Origin of the sequence: Janthinobacterium sp. SUN211 (assembly GCF_030587315.1) — a bacterium.
GTDB lineage: Bacteria > Pseudomonadota > Gammaproteobacteria > Burkholderiales > Burkholderiaceae_D > Janthinobacterium > Janthinobacterium kumbetense.
Window position 1 is genome coordinate 35,712 of the sequence record NZ_JAPWIC010000006.1, and the last position, 19,781, is coordinate 55,492.

Consider the following 19,781-nt stretch of genomic DNA (forward strand, 5'->3'; position numbering starts at 1 on the left):
GCCGCCCAACCACAGAAGCCATGCTCCATACACTGTCCATTCGCGATTTTGTCATTGTCGATACCATTGAACTGGAATTTTCCGCCGGCTTCAGCGTGCTGACGGGGGAGACGGGCGCCGGCAAGTCCATCCTCATCGATGCGCTGACCCTGGCGCTGGGCGGGCGCGGCGACGCCAGCGTGGTGCGCGAAGGCGCGGCCAAGGCCGACATCACGGCCGATTTTTCCGTCAGCGAGGTGGCGCAAGCGTGGCTGGTGGCCAATGAGTTCGCCAACGACGAGGGCGGCGCCCTGTTGCGCCGCGTAATCGACAACGCGGGCCGCTCGAAAGCGTATATCAACGGCATCCCCGCCACGGCCGCGCAGCTGCGCGAGCTGGGCGACATGCTGGTCGACATCCACGGCCAGCATGCGCACCAGTCCTTGCTGAAAAGCGAAGCGCAGCGCGCCTTGCTCGACGGCCAGGCAACGGCGCGCGAAGCGGGCGCGGAGCAGGATGCGCGGCAAGTAGCCGCCCTGCACAAGCGCTGGCGCGCTCTCGTGCGCCAGCGCGAGGAATTCGAAACCAATGCCGCCAACGTGCTGTACGAGCGCGAACGCCTGGAATGGCAAGTGGGAGAACTGGAAAAACTGGCCGCCAAGCCCGGCGAATGGACGGAGATCACGAACGAGCACAGCCGCCTGTCGCACGCAGCCAGCCTGCTGGAAGGGGCGCAGGAAGCCTTGTCCATCATTTCTGAGCAGGAAGACCATCCGATCGTGTCGCAACTGTCGGCCCTGAACCAGAAGCTGGGCAAGCTGGTGTCCGTCGATGCGGAATTGCAACCGATTGTCGACCTGATCGAATCTTCGCGCATTCAATTGCAGGAATCCGTGTACGCGCTGAACAATTACCTGGACCGGGTCGAACTGGACCCGGAGCGCCTGCACCAGCTCGACGCGCGCATGGAAGCCATGCACAGCACGGCGCGCAAATTCCGCGTCACGCCGGAAGAGTTGCCTGAGGAACACGTGAAGCTGTCGGAAAAGCTGCAGCACCTGGCCGACGCATCCGACATCGAGGGCTTGCTGCGCCAGGAAGCGAAGATCGAGGCGGAATACCGCGGCGTTGCCGAACGGTTATCAAACACGCGGCGCGCCGCCGCCCTGGAACTGGGGCATGCCGTCACGCGCGCCATGCAGGAACTGAGCATGACGGGTGGCAGCTTTGAAATCGCCCTGCACCCGTGCGAACCGGCCGCGCATGGCCTGGAGCAAGTGGAGTTTCTCGTCGCCGGCCATGCGGGCACGGCGCCCCGCTCGCTGGCGAAAGTCGCGTCCGGCGGCGAACTGGCGCGCATCGCGCTGGCCATCTCCGTCATCACCTCGCACGCCACCACCACGCCGACCCTGATCTTTGACGAGGTCGACAGCGGCATCGGCGGCGCCGTCGCGGAAGTGGTGGGACGCCTGTTGAAACGCCTGGGGCAGGGACGGCAAGTGCTGTGCGTAACCCACTTGCCGCAAGTGGCCAGCCAGGCAAATCAGCATTTCCAGGTGGCAAAAAGCACCCTGGACAATGGCAAGACGGCGTCGCGCATCGACATGCTCGACGCCAAGGCCCGGGTGGAAGAAGTGGCGCGCATGCTGGGCGGCCTGGAAATCACGGCCACCACGCGCAAGCATGCGCGCGAATTGCTGGCGATTTGACCTTGGACTGCGGGGAGCACTGCCTTTGCCTGGCAGCGCTCCCCGATGTTGACGCAATGTAACTATAATGGTCGGCTAATCCATCCAACGCCTTCGAAGAGCCTTCATGTCATTTCAAACAGAACCGCCGTACACGCATGGCAGTATCGACCGCAGCGCCGTGGTGCTGGTCAACCTGGGCACGCCCGATGCGCCGACTTCGTCGGCCGTGCGGCGCTACCTGAAGCAATTTTTGTCCGACCCGCGCGTGGTGGAGATTCCCCGTCTCGTCTGGTGGTTCATTTTGAACCTGATCATTTTGCCTTTCCGCTCCGGCCAGTCGGCCAAGAAATACGCGTCGATCTGGACGCGCGACGGTTCGCCCCTGAAAGTGCACACGCAAAAGCAGGCGAAATTGCTGGCCGGCGCCCTGGCCGAGCGGGGGCACGACGGCGTCACCGTGGCCATGGCCATGCGCTACGGTTCGCCTTCGCTGCCCGAAGTGCTGGCCAGGCTGAAAAGCGAAGGCTGCGAGCGCATCGCCATCCTGCCGGCCTATCCGCAATACTCGGGCACGACGACGGGTTCCATCTACGACGCCGTGTTTGCCCATTACGCCACGGTGCGCAATGTGCCGGAATTGCGCTTTATCAAGCAGTATCACGAGCACGACACATACATCGACGCCTTGCGCGATTCCGTGCTGAACCATTGGGAAGCGCATGGCCGTCCCGAAAAACTGGTGATGAGCTTTCATGGCGTGCCCAAGCGTACCTTGCTGCTGGGCGATCCCTACCACTGCCAATGCCTGAAAACGGCGCGCTTGCTGGCGGAAAAGTTGAAGTTGAGCAAAGATCAATACGTGGTGACCTTCCAGTCGCGCTTTGGCAAGGCCGAATGGCTGCAGCCGTACACGGCGCCCACCCTCGTGGCGCTGGCGCAACAGGGTGTCAAGCGCGTCGACCTGCTGTGTCCGGGCTTTACCAGCGATTGCCTGGAAACCCTGGAAGAGATCGCCATGGAAGCCAAGCATGACTTCGAAGCGGCCGGCGGCCAGCAGTTTCATTACATCGCTTGCCTGAACGAAACGCCAGCCTGGATCGCTGGCCTGGCGGAAATTGCCGAACAGCACATGATTGGCTGGCCGACGATGAAGACGGCGGCGCAGCGCGAAGCGGACAAGAAGGCGGGCGAGCAGGCGCGCACGGCGGCCCTGGCCCAGGGCGCGTCGAATTAAAGGCAATTATTTTTTGACAATAAAAAGCCGCGCTTGCGCGGCTTTGTCATGTCTGGCGCAGACAAGGGGTTTTCCGAATAGCAACATCGCCAGTGGCGATGGCTGCGGCGGGGCTGGTAGAATGCCCGCTTTGCCGTGGGAAGCCTGGAAAATCAAGGGGGCGCGCACGGATCGCTGCCCGAAATGGGAAGTGCTTTGTAATAAGCTGTAACATGGATCGCTGTAATTCCGGTTTTGCCATGCATACCCCTTGAAACAATAGGATATAGCCCCATCTGCCCGTTAGTGTTGTAAAGATAGTTAGACTAACTCATTTAAGTCATTGATTGTAGGAGCTTTTCAGATGCAAGATCAGGAAAACCAAGCTGTACCTAATCCGCAAGCGGACGCCGCGGCGACTGCCCCATCGACTCCCGCAGAGCCTACTTTGGAAGAGCAGCTGGCGAGTACCGAAGCGCGTCTTGCAGAGATGCACGATGCCTTCATGCGTGCCAAGGCCGATGGCGAAAATATCCGCCGCCGCGCGCAGGAAGATGTTGCTAAAGCGCATAAATTCGCAGTGGAAAGCTTTGCCGAAGCCATGGTGCCGGTGAAAGACAGCCTGGAAACGGCGCTGACGGTGGAAGCACCGACCATCGACTCGCTGAAAGAAGGCGTTGAGATGACCCTGAAGCAACTGACCGCCGCGTTCGAGCGCAACCGCCTGGTGGAAGTGTTGCCGGTGCAGGGCGAGAAGCTCGATCCGATGAAACACCAGGCTGTTGCCGTGGTGCCAGCGGACCAGGAAGCCAATACCATCGTGTCAGTCCTGCAAAAGGGCTATATGATTGCGGACCGCCTGCTGCGTCCAGCCATTGTAACGACCGCGCAAGCAAAATAATCAGAGGGCGGCATCAAGCAAGCCTTGAAACCATGCCGCTTTGCCACATATAAGAACCATCTGAAATCTAGCAAATAAAAGGAAAAAAATCATGGGTAGAATTATCGGTATCGATCTGGGAACCACGAATTCCTGCGTTTCCATCATGGAAAACGGTCAACCAAAGGTAATCGAAAACGCTGAAGGCGCACGCACGACGCCGTCGATTATTGCTTATCAAGAAGATGGCGAAATTCTCGTCGGCGCGCCGGCGAAACGCCAGGCCGTGACCAATCCGAAAAACACGCTGTACGCAGTCAAGCGTTTGATCGGTCGCAAGTTCGATGAAAAAGAAGTGCAAAAAGACATCGCGCTGATGCCGTACCAAATCATGAAAGCCGACAACGGCGATGCATGGATCGGCGTACGCGACAAAAAACTGGCGCCGCCGCAAATTTCGGCTGAAGTCCTGCGCAAGATGAAGAAAACGGCAGAAGACTACCTCGGTGAAGAAGTCACCGAAGCCGTCATCACCGTGCCTGCGTACTTCAACGACTCGCAGCGTCAAGCCACCAAGGATGCCGGCCGTATCGCTGGCCTGGACGTCAAGCGCATCATCAACGAGCCAACCGCGGCAGCGCTGGCGTTCGGCCTGGACAAGACCGAAAAAGGCGACCGTAAAATCGCCGTGTATGACTTGGGTGGCGGTACGTTCGACGTGTCGATCATCGAAATCGCGGATGTTGATGGTGAGAAACAATTTGAAGTGCTGTCGACCAACGGCGACACCTTCCTGGGCGGCGAAGACTTCGACCAGCGCGTCATCGATTACATCATCGACGAGTTCAAGAAGATCAACGGCATCGACCTGAAAAAAGATCCGATCGCCCTGCAGCGCATCAAGGCTTCGGCCGAGCGCGCGAAGATCGAATTGTCGTCGTCACAACAAACCGAGATCAACGAGCCGTACATCGCCATGGCGAACGGCGCACCGGTCCACTTGAACCTGAAGATGACCCGCGCCAAGCTGGAGTCCTTGGTGGAAGAGCTGATCACGGCCACGATGGAACCATGCCGTACCGCCATCAAAGATGCTGGCGTGAAAGTGTCGGACATCGATGACATCATCCTGGTCGGCGGTATGACGCGTATGCCGAAGGTACAGGAAAAAGTGAAGGAATTCTTCGGCAAGGATCCACGCAAGGACGTGAACCCGGACGAAGCCGTCGCCGTGGGCGCAGCGATTCAAGGTTCGGTCCTGTCGGGCGAACGCAAGGACTTGCTGTTGCTGGACGTCACCCCTCTGTCCCTGGGTATCGAAACCCTGGGCGGCGTGATGACCAAGATGATCCACAAAAACACGACGATTCCGACCAAGTTCAGCCAGGTCTTCTCGACGGCCGACGACAACCAGCCTGCGGTGACCATCAAGGTCTTCCAGGGTGAGCGCGAAATCGCCGCCGGCAACAAGGGTCTGGGCGAATTCAATCTGGAAGGCATCCCGCCAGCATCGCGCGGCACGCCACAGATCGAAGTGACCTTCGACATCGACGCCAACGGCATCTTGCATGTCGGCGCGAAAGACAAGGCCACCGGCAAGGAAAACAAGATCACGATCAAGGCCAATTCCGGCTTGACCGAGGCTGAAATCCAGAAGATGGTGAAAGACGCCGAGTTGAACGCGGAAGAAGACAAGAAGGTCAAAGAATTGGCCGAGTCGCGCAACCAGGCCGATGCTCTGGTACACTCGACCCGGAAATCCTTGACCGAATACGGCGACAAGCTCGATGCGGGCGAGAAAGAGAAGATCGAAGCGGCGATCACCGACCTGGAAGCAAGCATCAAGGCGGGCGACAAGGCTGAGATCGACGCCAAGGTGGAAGCACTGTCGAGCGCATCGCAGAAACTGGGCGAAAAAATGTATGCCGACATGCAAGCGCAGCAAGCTGCCGGCGGCGCGGAAGGTGCACAGCAAGCTGCTGGCGCATCGGACGCAGGCGCCAAGCAAGACGACGTTGTTGACGCTGACTTCAAAGAAGTCAAAGACAGCAAGTAATTGTCTTGCGCTCCCATGAACTGGGGGTAGCCGGGCTGAACGCTACATCGCGGGATTAGCCGCGAAGACCGGCCGAGCCGAGTCGCTGCGCCTAGCGCAGCACTCGACTCGGCTTTTTCGTGTAATTTTTACATCAGTAGATAGACTGCAAGGTGCCGACAACATGGCAAAGCGTGATTTTTACGAGACACTCGGTGTCGCAAAAAATGCTTCGGAAGAAGAGATCAAAAAGTCTTACCGTAAACTGGCGATGAAATACCATCCGGACCGCAATCCGGATAGCAAGGAATCGGAAGAAAAGTTTAAGGAAGTCAAAGAAGCCTACGAGATGCTGACCAATCCGGAAAAGCGCGATGCGTATGACCGTTACGGTCACGCTGGCGTGGACCCGAACATGGGCGGCGGTGGCGGCTTCGGCGGCGGTGCTGGCGGCTTTGCCGACAGCTTCGGCGATATCTTCGGCGACATCTTTGGCGGTGGCGGTGGACGCAGCCGCAATGCGGGTCCACAGGTGTACCGTGGCGCCGACTTGCGCTACAACCTGGAAATTACACTGGAGCAAGCTGCTCACGGCTTCGACACGACCATCCGCGTGCCGAGCTGGGACAAGTGCGACACTTGCCACGGCAGCGGCGCCAAGCCGGGCACTTCGCCCACCACCTGCGGTACGTGCGGTGGCCACGGTCAGGTACGCATGCAGCAAGGTTTCTTCAGCATCCAGCAAACCTGCCCGAAATGCCATGGCAGCGGCAAGGTCATCACTGACCCGTGCACGCCATGCGGCGGTGCCGGTCGCATCAAGCGCAACAAGACCCTGGAAGTGAAAATTCCAGTCGGTATCGACAACGGCATGCGTATCCGTTCGTCCGGCAACGGCGAACCGGGCACGAATGGCGGTCCGTCGGGCGACCTGTATGTGGAAATCCACATCAAGCCGCACGCCGTGTTCCAGCGCGAAGGCGACGACTTGCATTGCGAAATGCCGATCTCGTTCGCCAAGGCGGCCTTGGGCGGCGAAATCGAAGTGCCTACCCTGAACGGCAAAGTGTCGTTCACGATTCCCGAAGGCACCCAGTCAGGTAAAACCTTCCGCCTGAAAGGCAAGGGCATCAAGGGCGTGCGCTCCGGTTACGCGGGCGACTTGTTCTGCCACGTGGCCATCGAAACGCCGGTGAAACTGACGGAAAAACAGAAAGACCTGCTGCGCGACTTTGAAAAGTCGACGACCGAGGGCGGTGCCAAGCACAGTCCGCAAAGCAAGACCTGGAAAGACAAGGTCAAGGATTTTTTTGAGTAAGCACACGTAATACCATGCGCCGGGATGCTGAAACATCCCGGCGTTTTTTTCACCGCGACTGAGAAATGTGCGCGCATCGCCGGCCTATGGGCGCGATCTGCCGCCAACTCGGTCGTACGCACACAATGGGAGCGATATGACCGAACCGAAAAATGGCCTGGCCCTGGCGGAACTGCTGCAGCGTAACCGCCGCTGGGCCGACTCGATGGTGGCGAAAGACCCGAACTTCTTCAAGAATCTGGAAGCGCAAACGTCGCCCGAATACCTGTGGATCGGCTGTTCCGACAGCCGCGTGCCCGCCAACGAACTGCTGGGCATGGCGCCTGGCGACGTGTTTGTGCACCGCAATATTGCCAACGTGGTCGTGCATTCCGACCTCAATTGCCTGTCTGTCCTGCAATTTGCCGTGGACGTGCTGAAAGTCAAACATGTCATCATCGTCGGCCATTACGGCTGCAAGGGCGTGCATGCGGCCATGACGGGCACGCGCATCGGCCTGGTCGACAACTGGCTGCGTCACGTCCAGGACGTGGGCCAGAAGCATGAGCGCTACCTGGGCGACGTGCTGACCAGCCGCCAGCGCGGCGACCGCCTGTGCGAACTGAACGTGGTGGAACAAGTCTTGAACGTGTGCCAGACCACCATCGTGCAAGATGCGTGGGAACGCGGACAGGAACTCAGCGTCCATGGCTGGGTCTATGGCTTGAAGGATGGCTTGCTGAACGACCTGGAAGTGACCGTCAAGGCCGGCCACGAACTGGCGCCGCGCATGGCGGCCCGCCTGGCCCGCTACGAAGCAACTGCGTAAGCCAGCAATGCTGGCGCGGCGCTAAGGTGCCGCGCCTTCCAGGCGGCCCAGGTAGTCGGCCGCCTCCCGCACGCCCTCTTGCGCCGCCTGGCGCAGCCAGGTCTTGGCCTGGGGAATGTCCTGCGGCGTGCCCCGGCCTTCGGCCAGCGCCACGCCATAGTGGTAGCGCGCCAGCCGCGCATAGCCGGCGTCATCATTCGTATGCGCGCCGCGCCGCATCAGCGCCGTCGCCTGCGCCAGGTCCTTGGTCACGCCGATGCCCGTTTCATACAGCTGGGCCAGCCAAATCATCGAATACACATCGTTCCAGCGCCGGATGCAATCTTCAAAGATGGCGACGGCGGCCGCATGGTCGCCCGTCTTGTCGGCCGCATAGCCGTACAAGCACTTGATGCGCTTGTCGCTGTGCACATAGGCTTTGTAGCTGAGATCACTTTCACCCTGGCTATCCTGGGCATGGACGGGAACAGTCAACAGCAAGGCGAGCAGCAGGGCGTAGGTGGGCATGGCTTTCCCGGGGCTAGGGTTAAAGCTTGGTAGATAAGCAAGTTGCGTGCTAGCGCCATTCCCGGGCAAGGCCGGTACTGCTGTGCCAATTCGTGACAGCCGCTGTGGCAGCGTGGCGCAACGCGCCGCGCATATCCATATAGTAAATGCTTCGTTTGCAAGCAAGGCTGGCCGGCATACAGTGGACTTCCCCTGACTCTTGACGAATTCCCATGTCGGCCGTCCTGAAACCCGCGTTTTCTTCCAGCCCGTTCCGTATCGAGACTTTCGATGCGCCGCTCGGCGCGCAAGTGCTGGGGCTGGACCTGGCGCAGCCGCTGTCGCTGGGCGACTTCCAGCGCCTGCACCACGCCCACCTCGACCATCACGTGCTGGTGTTCCGCGACCAGCGCATCACGCCGCAGCAGCAAGTCGATTTCAGCCGCCGCTTCGGCCCCCTGCAAATCCACGTGCTGCGCCAGTTCCAGCTGCCCACGCAGCCGGAAGTGCTGATCATCTCGAACATCGTCGAGGATGGCCAGCCCATCGGCCTGGGCGACGCGGGCCATTTCTGGCATTCCGACCTGTCGTACAAGGAAGTGCCCAGCCTCGGTTCCATGCTGCACGCGCAAGAGTTGCCGGACGAGGGCGGCGATACCGTGTTTGCCAACATGCACCTGGCGTGGGAAAGCTTACCGGCCGCGCTGCGCCACGCCGTGCGGGGTGCCCGTGCCGAGCACAGCTACCTGAGCCAGTACGAGGAATTGCGCCGCCGCAACCCATGGCGGCCCGCGCTGACGCAGGCGCAGGTCGATGAAGTCAAACCCGTGACGCACCCCGTCGTGCGCGTGCACCCGGAAACGGGCCGCCGCGCCCTGTTTGTCAGCGAACACTTCACCACGCGCATCGTCGGCTTGCCCGACGATGAAAGCCGCGCCCTGCTCGATGAACTGTTTGCCCACAGCGTGCGCCCGGAGCATTTATATGTGCACCGCTGGCAGCCGCACGACCTGGTGTTCTGGGACAACCGCTCGCTGATGCACCTGGCGACGGGCTGCCCGCCCGACCAGCGCCGCAAGTTGTATCGCACCACCATCGAAGGCGATGCGCCGTATTGATTTTTTTGACTGTTGATCTGACCCAAGGAGTGTCCATGTTGCCGATCTTTAGCTTTGCCCGCCGCCTGCTCGCCGCCATCGCTCTGCTGTGCATGGCCATGTCCATGGCACGGGCTGAAGGGCAGATCCGCATCGCGGGCCAGCATGGCATCACCTTCTTGCTGCTCAATATTGCGCAGGAACAAAAGCTGATCGAAAAGCATGGCAAGCAGCAGGGCGTCGATGTCAAGGTCGAGTGGATCACCCTGTCCGGCGGGCCGGCCATCAATGACGCTTTGTTGTCCGGCAATATCGATATCGCGGGGGCCGGGCTGGGGCCGCTGCTGACCATCTGGGACCGCACCAAGGGAAGGCAGAACGTGCGCGGCGTGGCTTCGCTCGGTAATTTTCCCTACTATTTGATCAGCAACAACCCCAAGGTAAAAACCCTGGCGGACTTGACGGACAAGGACCGCATCGCCTTGCCCGCCGTGTCTGTTTCCGTGCAGGCGCGCATCTTGCAGATGGCGGTGGCGAAGCAGTGGGGCGACAAGGAATTCGCCCGCCTCGATAAGATCACGCAAACCCTGCCGCACCCGGACGCGGCGGCCGCCATCATCGCAGGCGGCACGGAGCTGACCGGTCACTTCGGCAATTCGCCGTTCCAGGAACAGGAACTGGCGCAAAACCCGAACGCCCACATCATCCTGAATTCGTACGACGTGCAAGGCGGGCCCAGCTCGTCGACCCTGCTGTATGCGACGGAAAAGTACCGCAAGGACAATCCGAAGACTTACCGCGCCTTCATCGCCGCCTTGGCGGAAGCGGCGCAGTACGCGAGCAGCAATCCGCAAGGCGCGGCCGACATCTATATCAAGGTCAACAAGAGCAAGGTGGACCGCAACCTGCTGCTGAAAATCTTTGCGAATCCGCAAGTGCAATTCAAGATCGCGCCGCAAAATACCCATGGCCTGGCGCAATTTTTGCACCGCGTGAACGCCATCCGCAACCTGCCTGACAGCTGGCGCGACTACTTCTTTGACGACCCTGCCATTACGCAAGGAGGCTGACATGAACGCACCCGCTTTTCACCTGGTACGTCCGCCAGTCGCCTTACAGCCTTTGCTCAGCGTCAAGAATGTCAGCCTGGAATACCGCACCGAACAGCGCACCGTGCGCGCCACGCATGACGTCAGTTTCGACGTGTTCCGCGGCGACCGTTTTGTGCTGCTGGGGCCATCCGGCTGCGGCAAATCGTCCTTGCTGAAAGCCGTGGCCGGCTTCATCGCGCCGCGCGCGGGCAGCATCGCCATGCAGGGCCAGGCCATCCAGAAACCGGGGCCGGACCGTGTCGTCGTGTTCCAGGAATTCGACCAGTTGCCGCCATGGAAGACCGTGCTGGAAAACGTCATGTTCCCCTTGCTGGCCAGCAAACGTCTGGACAAGGCGGCGGCCCGCGAGCGTGCCCATCACTGGATCGCCAAGGTGGGCCTGGCCGGTTTCGAGGATGCCCATCCGCATACCTTGTCGGGCGGCATGAAGCAGCGGGTGGCCATCGCCCGCGCCCTGGCCATGCAGCCGGAAGTGCTGCTGATGGACGAGCCGTTTGCCGCTCTCGACGCCTTGACGCGGCGCAAGATGCAGGAAGAGCTGAGCCGCTTGTGGGAAGAGCTGCGTTTTACGCTCGTGTTCGTCACGCATTCGATCGAGGAAGCTTTGGTCGTGGGCAACCGCATCCTGCTGCTGTCGCCCCATCCGGGCCGGGTGCGCGCCGAACTGAACAGTCACCAGTTCGGCCTGCACAGCGCCGGCAGCGCGGAGTTCCAGGCTGCCAGCAGCCGCATCCATGGTTTGCTGTTCGATGAGGACGTTGCTCCCACCCAGCAAGCTGACGCGGCACGCAGGGAGGCCGTATGAGCGCGCTGCTGGAACCTCCCATCCGCCAGGAATTCGTCTATGCGGCGCCGCCGCCGGCCGGCGTCACCGTCGAGCGGCCGCTGTCGCGCTGGCAGCGCCTGGGCCAGCATGCGCTATGGCGCAAGGCCTTGATTTTGCTCAGCCTGGCCCTGCTGTGGGAAGGCGCGGCGCGCTGGACGCACAACGATTTATTGTTGCCCAGTTTTTTGCAGACGGCGCAGGCATTCATCGGCGGCATCGCCAGCGGTGAGTTGCTCACGCGTACGGCCGCATCCCTGGTCGTCTTGCTGCAGGGCTATGCCATGGGCGTGCTGGCCGCCTTCGTGCTGACCTTGCTGGCAGTGTCGAGCCGCATCGGGCGCGACGTGCTGGAAACCCTGACGGCCATGTTGAACCCGCTGCCCGCCATTGCCCTGTTGCCGCTGGCTTTATTATGGTTCGGCCTGGGGCGCGCCAGTTTGATCTTTGTCATCGTCCATTCCGTGATGTGGCCGCTGGCCCTGAACACGTATGCGGGCTTCCAGGGCGTGCCCGACACCCTGCGCATGGCGGGCCGCAATTACGGCTTGAACGGCTTGCGCCTGGTGCTGCACATCCTCGTGCCGGGCGCCTTGCCCTCGATTGTCTCGGGCCTGAAGATCGGCTGGGCGTTTGCCTGGCGCACCCTGATCGCGGCCGAGTTGGTATTCGGCACGACGTCGGGCCAAGGCGGCCTGGGCTGGTACATCTTCCAGAACCGCAACGAGTTGTACACGGACAAGGTGTTCGCCGGCCTGGCCGCCGTCATCGTCATCGGCTTGCTGGTGGAAAACATCGGCTTTCGCAGCCTGGAACGCGTGACTCTCAAGCGCTGGGGCATGCAGCGATAGCTATTTCAGCATGCTGCGTGCCGCCGCGACGATTTGCCGCGACAGCTGCTCCAGGCGCGGCGACTGCACCTTCCACGTATGCCAGTACAGGGCCACGTCGGCCGGGGTCTTGGGCGTGAGCATTTCCACCAGCTCACCGTCCGTATTTGCCTTCAGTAACAGCTCGGGCACCATGCCGTAACCGAGGCCGTAGCGGATGGCGTTGAAGTGCGAGGTGGCGCCCGGCACGTAATGGCAGGGGTAGGCCCCTTCGGGCAAGCCCAGCGCCTCTTGCAGGAACGACGATTGCAGCGTGTCCTTGCGCGTGTAGGCGACGACGGGCGCCGTGCGCGCTGCCTTGCGCGTCAGCCCGTGCGCGAACCACTGCTGGCGGAACGCTGGCGTGGCCACCAGCCAGTAGCGCATCACGCCCAGCGGCTCGGCCGTGCAGCCGCGCATGGGCTTGGGCTCCGTGCTGATGCAGCCGATCGCCATGCCCGTTTCCAGCAAGGTGTAGGTGTGGTCCTGGTCTTCCACGGTCAAGTCCAGCAGCACGCGCTCGCGTATCAGCACCTCGGACAGGGCCGGGAAGAACCAGGTGCCCATCGAGTCCGCGTTCAGCGCCAGCACCAGGGTCAGCGGGGCATCCTGCTGCACCGCCAGTTCCGCCTGCAAGTCCGCTTCCAGCAGCTTGGCCCGCTTCAGATACTGCATCAGCCGCTGGCCCATGCGCGTGGCGCGCGCGGGACGGCTGCGCACGATCAGGGCGTTGCCCAGCTGGCTTTCCAGCGCCCGCACCCGCTGCGAAATGGCGGGCGACGTCAGATGCAGCCGCAGCGCCGCCTGCTCGAAGCTGCCCGTTTCGACGACGGCGCGGAACGCTTCCGTGTGCTTGGGATTGAGGTCCATGGTGCGCGCCTAACATAAGAAAAATTTATCAATACTAAATAATACTTACTTTTTATAAGGATAGGTGTGTTGCAGTGCACAATACCTCTTTGATGGAGTGCCGCGCGCCAGCGTGCGGCCTCCTGGCAGCAAAGGAATGACAATATGGAAACGCAAGATACGGCGCAAGACAGCTCGCAAGACAGCGGCAAAGACGGCGCCACGGCGCGCAAGCCGCCATCCAAGCTGGCGCGCAATCTGAAATTCGGCCTGGGACTGACTCTGGGCCTGGGCTTGTCCGCAGCCATGGCGGGCGGCTGGTGGCTGCGCCAGGCGTGGCAGGATTTGCCCGCCGTCGAGCACCTGGCCCAGTACAAGCCCGCGCTGCCGCTGCGCATTTTCTCCAGCGAAGGCGAGCTGCTGGCCGAATACGGCGAAGAGCGCCGCGAATTCCTGCCCTTGAATGAGATCCCCCTGCGCATGCGCCAGGCCCTGCTGGCCATCGAGGATGCGCGCTTCTACGAACACGGCGCCGTCGATTTCTATGGCCTCACGCGCGCCACGCTCGCCAATGTCGTCACGGGCCACCATGCGCAGGGCGCCAGCACCATCACCATGCAGGTGGCGCGCGACTTCTTCCTGTCGCGCGAAAAGACCGTGCAGCGCAAGCTGACGGAGATGCTGCTCGCCTACAAGCTGGAACAGCACTATGGCAAGGACAAGCTGCTGGAACTGTATATGAACCAGATTTACCTGGGCGAACGCTCCTACGGTTTTTCCGCTGCCTCGAACATCTATTTCGACAAGCCGCTGGCCGACGTCAGCATTGCCGAAGCGGCCATGCTGGCCGGCTTGCCGAAGGCTCCATCCGCCTACAACCCTGTCGCCAATCCGCAGCGCGCCACCGTGCGCCAGCACTACATCCTGCAGCGCATGCGCGAACTCGGTTACATCACGCCAGCCGAATACGATGCAGCGGTGGCGGAAAAACTGGCCCTGAACAAGGACCGCAACAGCTCCGTGCATGCGGCCGCGTATGCGGTCGAAGAAGCGCGCCAATTGATCCTGCAAAGCTATCCCGAGGGCGCCTACAGCATGGGCCTGGACGTGACGACCACCATCCGCATGGCGCCGCAGCGGGCGGCCGACAAGTCGCTGCGCGATGGGCTATTGAATGCGCAGGCGCGGCGCGGCTACCGTGGCCCGGAAGCGCGCCTGGCCGCCTCCGCAGACAGCGTGGCGCGCCAGCTGGCCGCCTATCCGGACAGCGGCGAATTGCGCGCCGCGCTGGTGCGCAAGGTGGAGAGTACCGGTGTGCGCCAGGTCAAGGCGCAGCTGCGCAATGGCGACGAGATCGTGCTGACGGCATCGGACGCGCGCCTGGGCGGCAAGCTGCAGTGGGATGGCAAGCGCGCCATCGTCGAGGGCAGCGTGATCCGCGTGGTGCACGACGCGGCAAAGAACCGCTGGCTGGTGAGCCAGCTGCCCGAGATGGAAGGCGCGCTCATTTCCGTCGAGGCGCACAGCGGCGAAATCGTCGCCATGGCGGGCGGCTTCGATTTCTACCGCAACCACTACAACCACGCCATGCAAGCCTACCGCCAGCCCGGTTCCAGCTTCAAGCCCTTCGTGTACTCGGCGGCGCTGGAAAAGGGATATTTCCCCGGCACGGCCGTGGATGATACGCAGCGCCTGCTGCTGCCGCAGGAGACGGGCGCGCAGCCGTGGCGTCCGCGCAATTACGGCAACAACTATGAAGGCTTCATCAGCGTGCGGCGGGGCCTCGTGCGCTCGAAAAACCTGGTGGCCGTCAGCCTGATGCAGGCGGCCGGTCCAGGCTATGTGCAGCACTACGCCACGCGCTTCGGTTTCGAGAGCGCGCGCAATCCCGTCTCGCTACCGCTGGCGCTGGGCGCGGGTGCCGTCACGCCGCTGCAGCTGGCGCAATCGTATGCCGTGTTTGCCAATGGCGGCATGCAGATGCCGCCGAAATTGATCAAGGAAGTGCGCAGCCGCAGCGGAGAAGTGCTGTTCAGCGATGCGGCGCCACGCGCCAAGGGAGAACCGGTGCTGGGTACGCAAGTGATCTCCACGCGCAACGCCTACGTCATGGACAGCATGCTGCGCGACGTCGTCAAGAGCGGCACGGGCCGTGGCGCGCTGGCGCTGGGACGCGGCGACGCGGCCGGCAAGACGGGCACCTCGAACAACGCCTACGACGCCTGGTTCGCCGGCTATTCCTCGGGCCTCGTCTCCGTCGTCTGGCTCGGCTACGACCAGCCGAAAAGCTTGGGTAACGCCACCGGCGGCACCCTGGCGCTGCCCGTCTGGCGCGATTACATGCAGGTGGCCGTACAGGGCCGCCGCGAGCAGGTGCTGGCCGAACCGGCAGGCCTGTCCCTGCTCGACGGTGATTACGTGTATGCCGAATACCTGGCCGGCGACTGCCTGAAGGATAACTTTGCCTTTATCCACAGCAGCGTCAGCTGCGGCAGCCTGGGTGCGGATACGCGCATGGCGCACGGTGACGCTGGCAACGGCGGCTCCAGCACGGGCACGAACGAGGCGCGCACCCTGAGCGAAGCGCGCGAACGCGAACAAATTCTCAAATCATTTTCGGAAGAGTAAGAGCATGCTGTTATATACGATTTACCTGGTGGCGATTGTCGCCGAAGCGATGTCCGGCGCCATCATGGGCATGCGGCGCGGCATGGATTTGTTCGGCATCTGCATGATCGGCACCGTCACGGCGCTCGGCGGCGGCACGGTGCGCGACGTGCTGCTGGGGCACTATCCGCTGGGCTGGATCGCGCATCCCGAGTACCTGCTGTTTACCATCGGCGCGGCCGTCGTTACGGCCTTTGTCGCGCGCTACCTGCACCATCTGCGCGCCGTCTTCCTGCTGGTCGATGGACTGGGCCTGGTGGCGTTTTGCGTGATCGGTTGCGACATCGCCATGTCGGCCAAGATGCATCCGGCCATCGTCGTGCTGGCGGGGATGATCACGGGCGTTTTCGGCGGCCTGCTGCGCGACATCCTGTGCAACCAGATTCCCCTCGTGCTGCAGCGTGAAGTGTATGCCACCGTGGCCCTGTTTACGGGCAGCCTGTATGTCGGTCTGCTGTACTTCAAGGTCGACAGCTCCGTGGCGCAACTGGCATCCATCGGCGCCGGTTTCCTGTTCCGTTTCCTGGCGTTGCACTTCGAGTGGCGCCTGCCGAATTTCAATGGCGACCGGATTCGCGGATTTGAATAGGGCGCTGGCTTCCTGAATATTTTTACGCGCATTTAACCCCTTTTTCTCCGCCGCTGCGTTTCATGTTGGACACCCCAGCCAACCGGAGAAGAAGCGATGTCCAGCGCCCTCAAGATCACATTGATACTGTCCCTGCTGCTGTCGGCGGGCTGCCACGCCGCCGGCACGGCGCCGCGCAAGACCCTGGCGCCGTTTACCAGCGAGCAGGCCTTGAGCAGCTACCTGCAGCAGTTGCAGGCGCGCCAGGCGGCACTGCAAAGGGAACAGCAGAAACTGCAGGGCGCCACGGCGCAGTACATGTCGGCGCCACCGCCTGCGCCGATGGTGGCGAAAGCCGCGCCGGCAGCGTCTGCAGAAGCGGCGGAATCCGTCACCAATGTGCAGACGACAGGCGTGGACGAAGGCGGCATCGTCAAGCTGCATGGTAAGCACCTGGTGATGCTCAGGCGCGGCAAGCTGTTCACCGTGCAGGTGGGCGGCAAGGCCCTGCAGCCCGTCGCCTCGCTCGACGCGTTCGCGCCGGGCAGCGACCCGTCGGGCAGCTGGTATGACGAGATGCTGATCGATGGCGATACGGTGGTGGTGATCGGCTACAGCTACAGCCGTGGCGGCACGGAGATCGGCCTGTTCGACATCGATGCGGACGGCAAGCTGGCCTACCGCTCCACCTATCACTTGCGCTCCAACGACTATTATTCGTCGCGCAATTACGCGAGCCGTTTGATCGGCAGCAAGCTGGTGTTTTACTCTCCCTTGTCGCTGAACCTGCGCCGTGGCGACCCGTTCGGCGGCTTTCCCGCGCTGCGCCGCTGGCGTCCCGACGCCGTGCCATCGGACTTCAAGCGCATCGCTCCGGCCACGCGCATCTACCGCACCGACGAAGAACCGGAACCGGGTACCAGTCTGGCCCTGCACACGGTCACCGTGTGCGACCTGGCGCAGCGCGACATGCGCTGCGAAGCGACCGCCGTGATGGGACCGCAGGGCCGCGTATTTTATGTGTCGGGCGAATCCGTCTTTGTGTGGACGACGCGCCGGGGCAGCGATTCTGGCCTGTTCCGCATCCCCCTCGATGGCAGCGCACCCAGCGCACTGAAGGTGGCCGGCGCACCCGTCGACCAGTTCTCGTTCCTGGAAAGCGCGGATGGCCACCTGAACGTCCTGCTGCGCGCCGAAGGCCAGGGCGACGCCATGTGGGATGGCACGCGTGGCCGGGGTGACATGGCGCTGCTGCGCGTGCCATTGGCGTCGTTTTCCGATGGCCGCGACAGTGCGCCCGCCAGCAGCTACAAGGCGCTGCCCGGTGGTGGCGGCTACGGGCTGCAAAACCGCTATGTGGGACCGTATCTGTTGTACGGCAATCCGGGCAATCCCGGACGCCGCAAGGCTGACCAGGCCTGGCCGCGCCAGCCCCTGTATGCCGTACGCTGGGCCGATGGGGGCAGCGTGCAAGCCCTGTCCCTGCCGCACGGCGTGGAACGCATCGAGGCGCTGGGCGATGACGCCGTGGTGATCGGCGCGCAGGGACGGGATCTGCACTTCAGCAGCATTCGCCTGGGAGCGCAGGCGGCGGTTGCCACGCGCTATATCCGCGCCGATGCGGCGCAGGGCGAATCGCGCAGCCACGGCTTTTTCTACAAGCCGCAAGCGGCCGGCGAGGGCATGATCGGCTTGCCCATCCTGGGCGCGGACGAGCGGCCTGGCCTCAACAAGTCAGCCGCATCCGTTCTCTATCTGCGCAACAGCAGCTTGCAATTGACGGAACTGGGCGCGCTGGCGGCGCGGTCCGGCCAAACGCCGGACGATGGCTGCCGCGCGTCCTGCGTGGACTGGTACGGCAATGCGCGCCCCTTGTTCCTGCAGGGTAGGGTCTTCGCTTTGCTCGGCTATGAATTGGTGGAAGGGGCGTTCAAGGATGGACAGATCCGCGAAGTGCGCCGCATCAGCTATGCACCCATTGCGCCCGCTGCACGCTGACGGCGTAGCGAAATTGTCGCCGCCGCGTAGTTCGGCTACACTGGTCCGCATGCCCGACACTTTATTGACCGCGACGGATGAAGATCTGATGCTGCGCTACAGCGCTGGCGATCTGCCGTCGTTTCGCGAACTGTACCGGCGCCATAGCCAGGGCCTGTACCGCTTCGTGGCCTGGCGTTCGCCGCGCCGCGCGTGGGTGGACGAGATCGCGCAGGACGCGTGGGCCAGCCTGCATGCGGCGCGCGCCGGCTACCAGCCGCAGGCGGCGTTCCGCACCTATCTGTACCAGATCGCGCGCAACCGCCTGATCGACATCCTGCGCCAGCGGGAAGGACAGGAACACGACGACGTGGGCGAACTGGCGGACGAGGGTACATCGCCGCCGCAATCGCTGGAGCAGAAACAGCAGCACGCGCTGCTGCATGCGGCCATCGCCGCGCTGCCGGTGGAGCAAAAGGAAGCGCTGGTGCTGCAGCAGTTCAGCGGCATGAGCATCCTCGAGATCGCCGTGGTGACGGGGGCGGAGGCTGAAACCGTCAAGAGCCGGCTGCGCTACGCCATGCAGAAATTGCGCACGGGCTTGGACAGCGCCGCTGGCGCGGGAGGACAGGCATGAATACGTACAATCAAGATAACGACGAACGGCACGACGAGGAATTGAACGCGCTGCTGGCCAGCCTGCCGCAGCCCGCGCCTTCCAGCGCGCTCGATACGGTCATTCTGGCGGATGCGGAAAGAGCCTTGCAGCAGCCGGCGGCCGCGAACGACAGCGCCGATGGCGTGCTGCGCACCTTGCCCGCCAAGCAAGCACCGGACTACCTGCAGCGCTGGCGCGTTCCGCTGGGACTGGCCGCGGCCGTGTTGTTGACGGTCAACCTGATCGGAGTGGACTGGTTCGGCTCGAAGCCGGCGCAATTCCCCGTGGTCGGGGAACCGGTCACGCAGGAAGTGATGCCTGCCGCGGCGCCGGTGCCGCAGGCAGTCGTCTCCAGTGCACCCGCGCAGGCACCGGCGCCTGCGCCGCGCGCCATGGCAGTAGCCAAGTCAGCGCCGACGGCTGAACTGGCAGCATCGCCGCCGCCTCCACCGCCGGCCACGGACATGCATCAGGCGATGGAGCAGCAAGTCGCCATGCAGGCCGATGCCAGCATGCAGCGACAGGCGCCCGTGCAGCGCGCGCTGGCCAAGCCCGCGCCCGTCGCGGCCCGTTCCGCGCCGATGCCGCCGCCCGCAAAGCTCGATGCTTCCGTGTGGTTGGTGAAGATCGACGCCCTGCTCAAGGCCGGCGAAGGCGTATTGGCGCACGAGGAGTGGACGGCGTTCCGGCAGGCGTATCCCGACTATCCGGTAGCCGAGGAGCTGCGGCAGCGGCTGGAAACGAAGTAAAA

17 protein-coding genes are annotated in these 19,781 nt (G+C 62.7%); 15 read left to right on the forward strand and 2 right to left on the reverse strand.

Features of this window, described 5'->3' with window-relative positions; all coding sequences use genetic code 11:
- Positions 1-20 precede the first annotated feature (20 nt).
- The 6 genes from recN (at position 21) to can (ending at position 7,924) form a co-directional block, all read left to right on the forward strand.
- A complete protein-coding gene (gene recN / locus O3301_RS19995; RefSeq protein WP_305057285.1) occupies positions 21-1,688 on the forward strand; it encodes a DNA repair protein RecN in 1,668 nt (555 codons plus the stop codon).
- Positions 1,689-1,794: 106 nt separating this feature from the next.
- On the forward strand, positions 1,795-2,904 hold the full coding sequence (gene hemH / locus O3301_RS20000) for a ferrochelatase (RefSeq protein ID WP_305057286.1): 1,110 nt from the start codon (positions 1,795-1,797) through the stop codon (positions 2,902-2,904).
- 343 nt (positions 2,905-3,247) lie between these two features.
- On the forward strand, positions 3,248-3,784 hold the full coding sequence (gene grpE, locus O3301_RS20005) for a nucleotide exchange factor GrpE (RefSeq protein ID WP_305057287.1): 537 nt from the start codon (positions 3,248-3,250) through the stop codon (positions 3,782-3,784).
- Positions 3,785-3,875: 91 nt separating this feature from the next.
- Positions 3,876-5,819, forward strand: a complete 1,944-nt coding sequence (gene dnaK, locus O3301_RS20010) for a molecular chaperone DnaK (protein WP_070290878.1) — start codon at positions 3,876-3,878, stop codon at positions 5,817-5,819.
- A gap of 163 nt (positions 5,820-5,982) precedes the next feature.
- Positions 5,983-7,116: a molecular chaperone DnaJ gene (dnaJ, locus tag O3301_RS20015; RefSeq protein ID WP_086147258.1), complete on the forward strand. Its 1,134-nt coding sequence runs from the start codon at positions 5,983-5,985 to the stop codon at positions 7,114-7,116.
- 136 nt (positions 7,117-7,252) lie between these two features.
- Positions 7,253-7,924, forward strand: coding sequence for a carbonate dehydratase (gene can / locus O3301_RS20020; RefSeq protein WP_099666328.1), 672 nt, complete (start codon positions 7,253-7,255; stop codon positions 7,922-7,924).
- A 21-nt stretch (positions 7,925-7,945) separates the two neighbouring features.
- Here can and O3301_RS20025 read toward each other — a convergent pair whose 3' ends face one another.
- On the reverse strand, positions 7,946-8,431 hold the full coding sequence (locus O3301_RS20025) for a tetratricopeptide repeat protein (RefSeq protein WP_289903285.1): 486 nt from the start codon (positions 8,429-8,431) through the stop codon (positions 7,946-7,948).
- A 212-nt stretch (positions 8,432-8,643) separates the two neighbouring features.
- Here O3301_RS20025 and O3301_RS20030 point away from each other — a divergent pair, with 212 nt between their 5' ends.
- From O3301_RS20030 to O3301_RS20045, 4 genes are read left to right on the forward strand one after another with little or no spacing between them, the layout of a single operon-like run.
- A complete protein-coding gene (locus O3301_RS20030) occupies positions 8,644-9,528 on the forward strand; it encodes a TauD/TfdA family dioxygenase (protein ID WP_305057288.1) in 885 nt (294 codons plus the stop codon).
- A gap of 35 nt (positions 9,529-9,563) precedes the next feature.
- On the forward strand, positions 9,564-10,577 hold the full coding sequence (locus tag O3301_RS20035; protein ID WP_305057289.1) for an ABC transporter substrate-binding protein: 1,014 nt from the start codon (positions 9,564-9,566) through the stop codon (positions 10,575-10,577).
- Between the two features lies 1 nt (position 10,578).
- Positions 10,579-11,424: an ABC transporter ATP-binding protein gene (locus O3301_RS20040; protein WP_305057290.1), complete on the forward strand. Its 846-nt coding sequence runs from the start codon at positions 10,579-10,581 to the stop codon at positions 11,422-11,424.
- Entirely contained in the window at positions 11,421-12,293 is an 873-nt protein-coding gene (locus O3301_RS20045) for an ABC transporter permease (protein ID WP_289903289.1), read from the forward strand. The genes O3301_RS20040 and O3301_RS20045 overlap by 4 nt, the downstream gene beginning before the upstream one ends.
- On the opposite strand, the gene O3301_RS20050 is transcribed toward O3301_RS20045, so the two are convergent.
- The gene (locus tag O3301_RS20050) at positions 12,294-13,181 is read right to left on the reverse strand and encodes an HTH-type transcriptional regulator ArgP (RefSeq protein WP_099666334.1); all 888 of its coding nucleotides are present in this window, start codon (positions 13,179-13,181) and stop codon (positions 12,294-12,296) included.
- Between the two features lie 144 nt (positions 13,182-13,325).
- Here O3301_RS20050 and O3301_RS20055 point away from each other — a divergent pair, with 144 nt between their 5' ends.
- From O3301_RS20055 to O3301_RS20075, 5 genes are all read left to right on the forward strand, one after another.
- The gene (locus O3301_RS20055; RefSeq protein ID WP_305057291.1) at positions 13,326-15,788 is read left to right on the forward strand and encodes a penicillin-binding protein 1A; all 2,463 of its coding nucleotides are present in this window, start codon (positions 13,326-13,328) and stop codon (positions 15,786-15,788) included.
- Positions 15,789-15,792: 4 nt separating this feature from the next.
- Positions 15,793-16,416, forward strand: a complete 624-nt coding sequence (locus tag O3301_RS20060; RefSeq protein WP_099376350.1) for a trimeric intracellular cation channel family protein — start codon at positions 15,793-15,795, stop codon at positions 16,414-16,416.
- A gap of 96 nt (positions 16,417-16,512) precedes the next feature.
- The gene (locus O3301_RS20065) at positions 16,513-18,393 is read left to right on the forward strand and encodes a beta-propeller domain-containing protein (RefSeq protein ID WP_305057292.1); all 1,881 of its coding nucleotides are present in this window, start codon (positions 16,513-16,515) and stop codon (positions 18,391-18,393) included.
- A 49-nt stretch (positions 18,394-18,442) separates the two neighbouring features.
- Complete coding sequence (locus O3301_RS20070) at positions 18,443-19,009, forward strand: sigma-70 family RNA polymerase sigma factor (RefSeq protein ID WP_305057293.1); 567 nt, start codon at positions 18,443-18,445, stop codon at positions 19,007-19,009.
- Entirely contained in the window at positions 19,006-19,779 is a 774-nt protein-coding gene (locus O3301_RS20075; protein ID WP_305057294.1) for a hypothetical protein, read from the forward strand. Before O3301_RS20070 ends, O3301_RS20075 begins: the two co-directional genes overlap by 4 nt.
- Positions 19,780-19,781 lie beyond the last annotated feature (2 nt).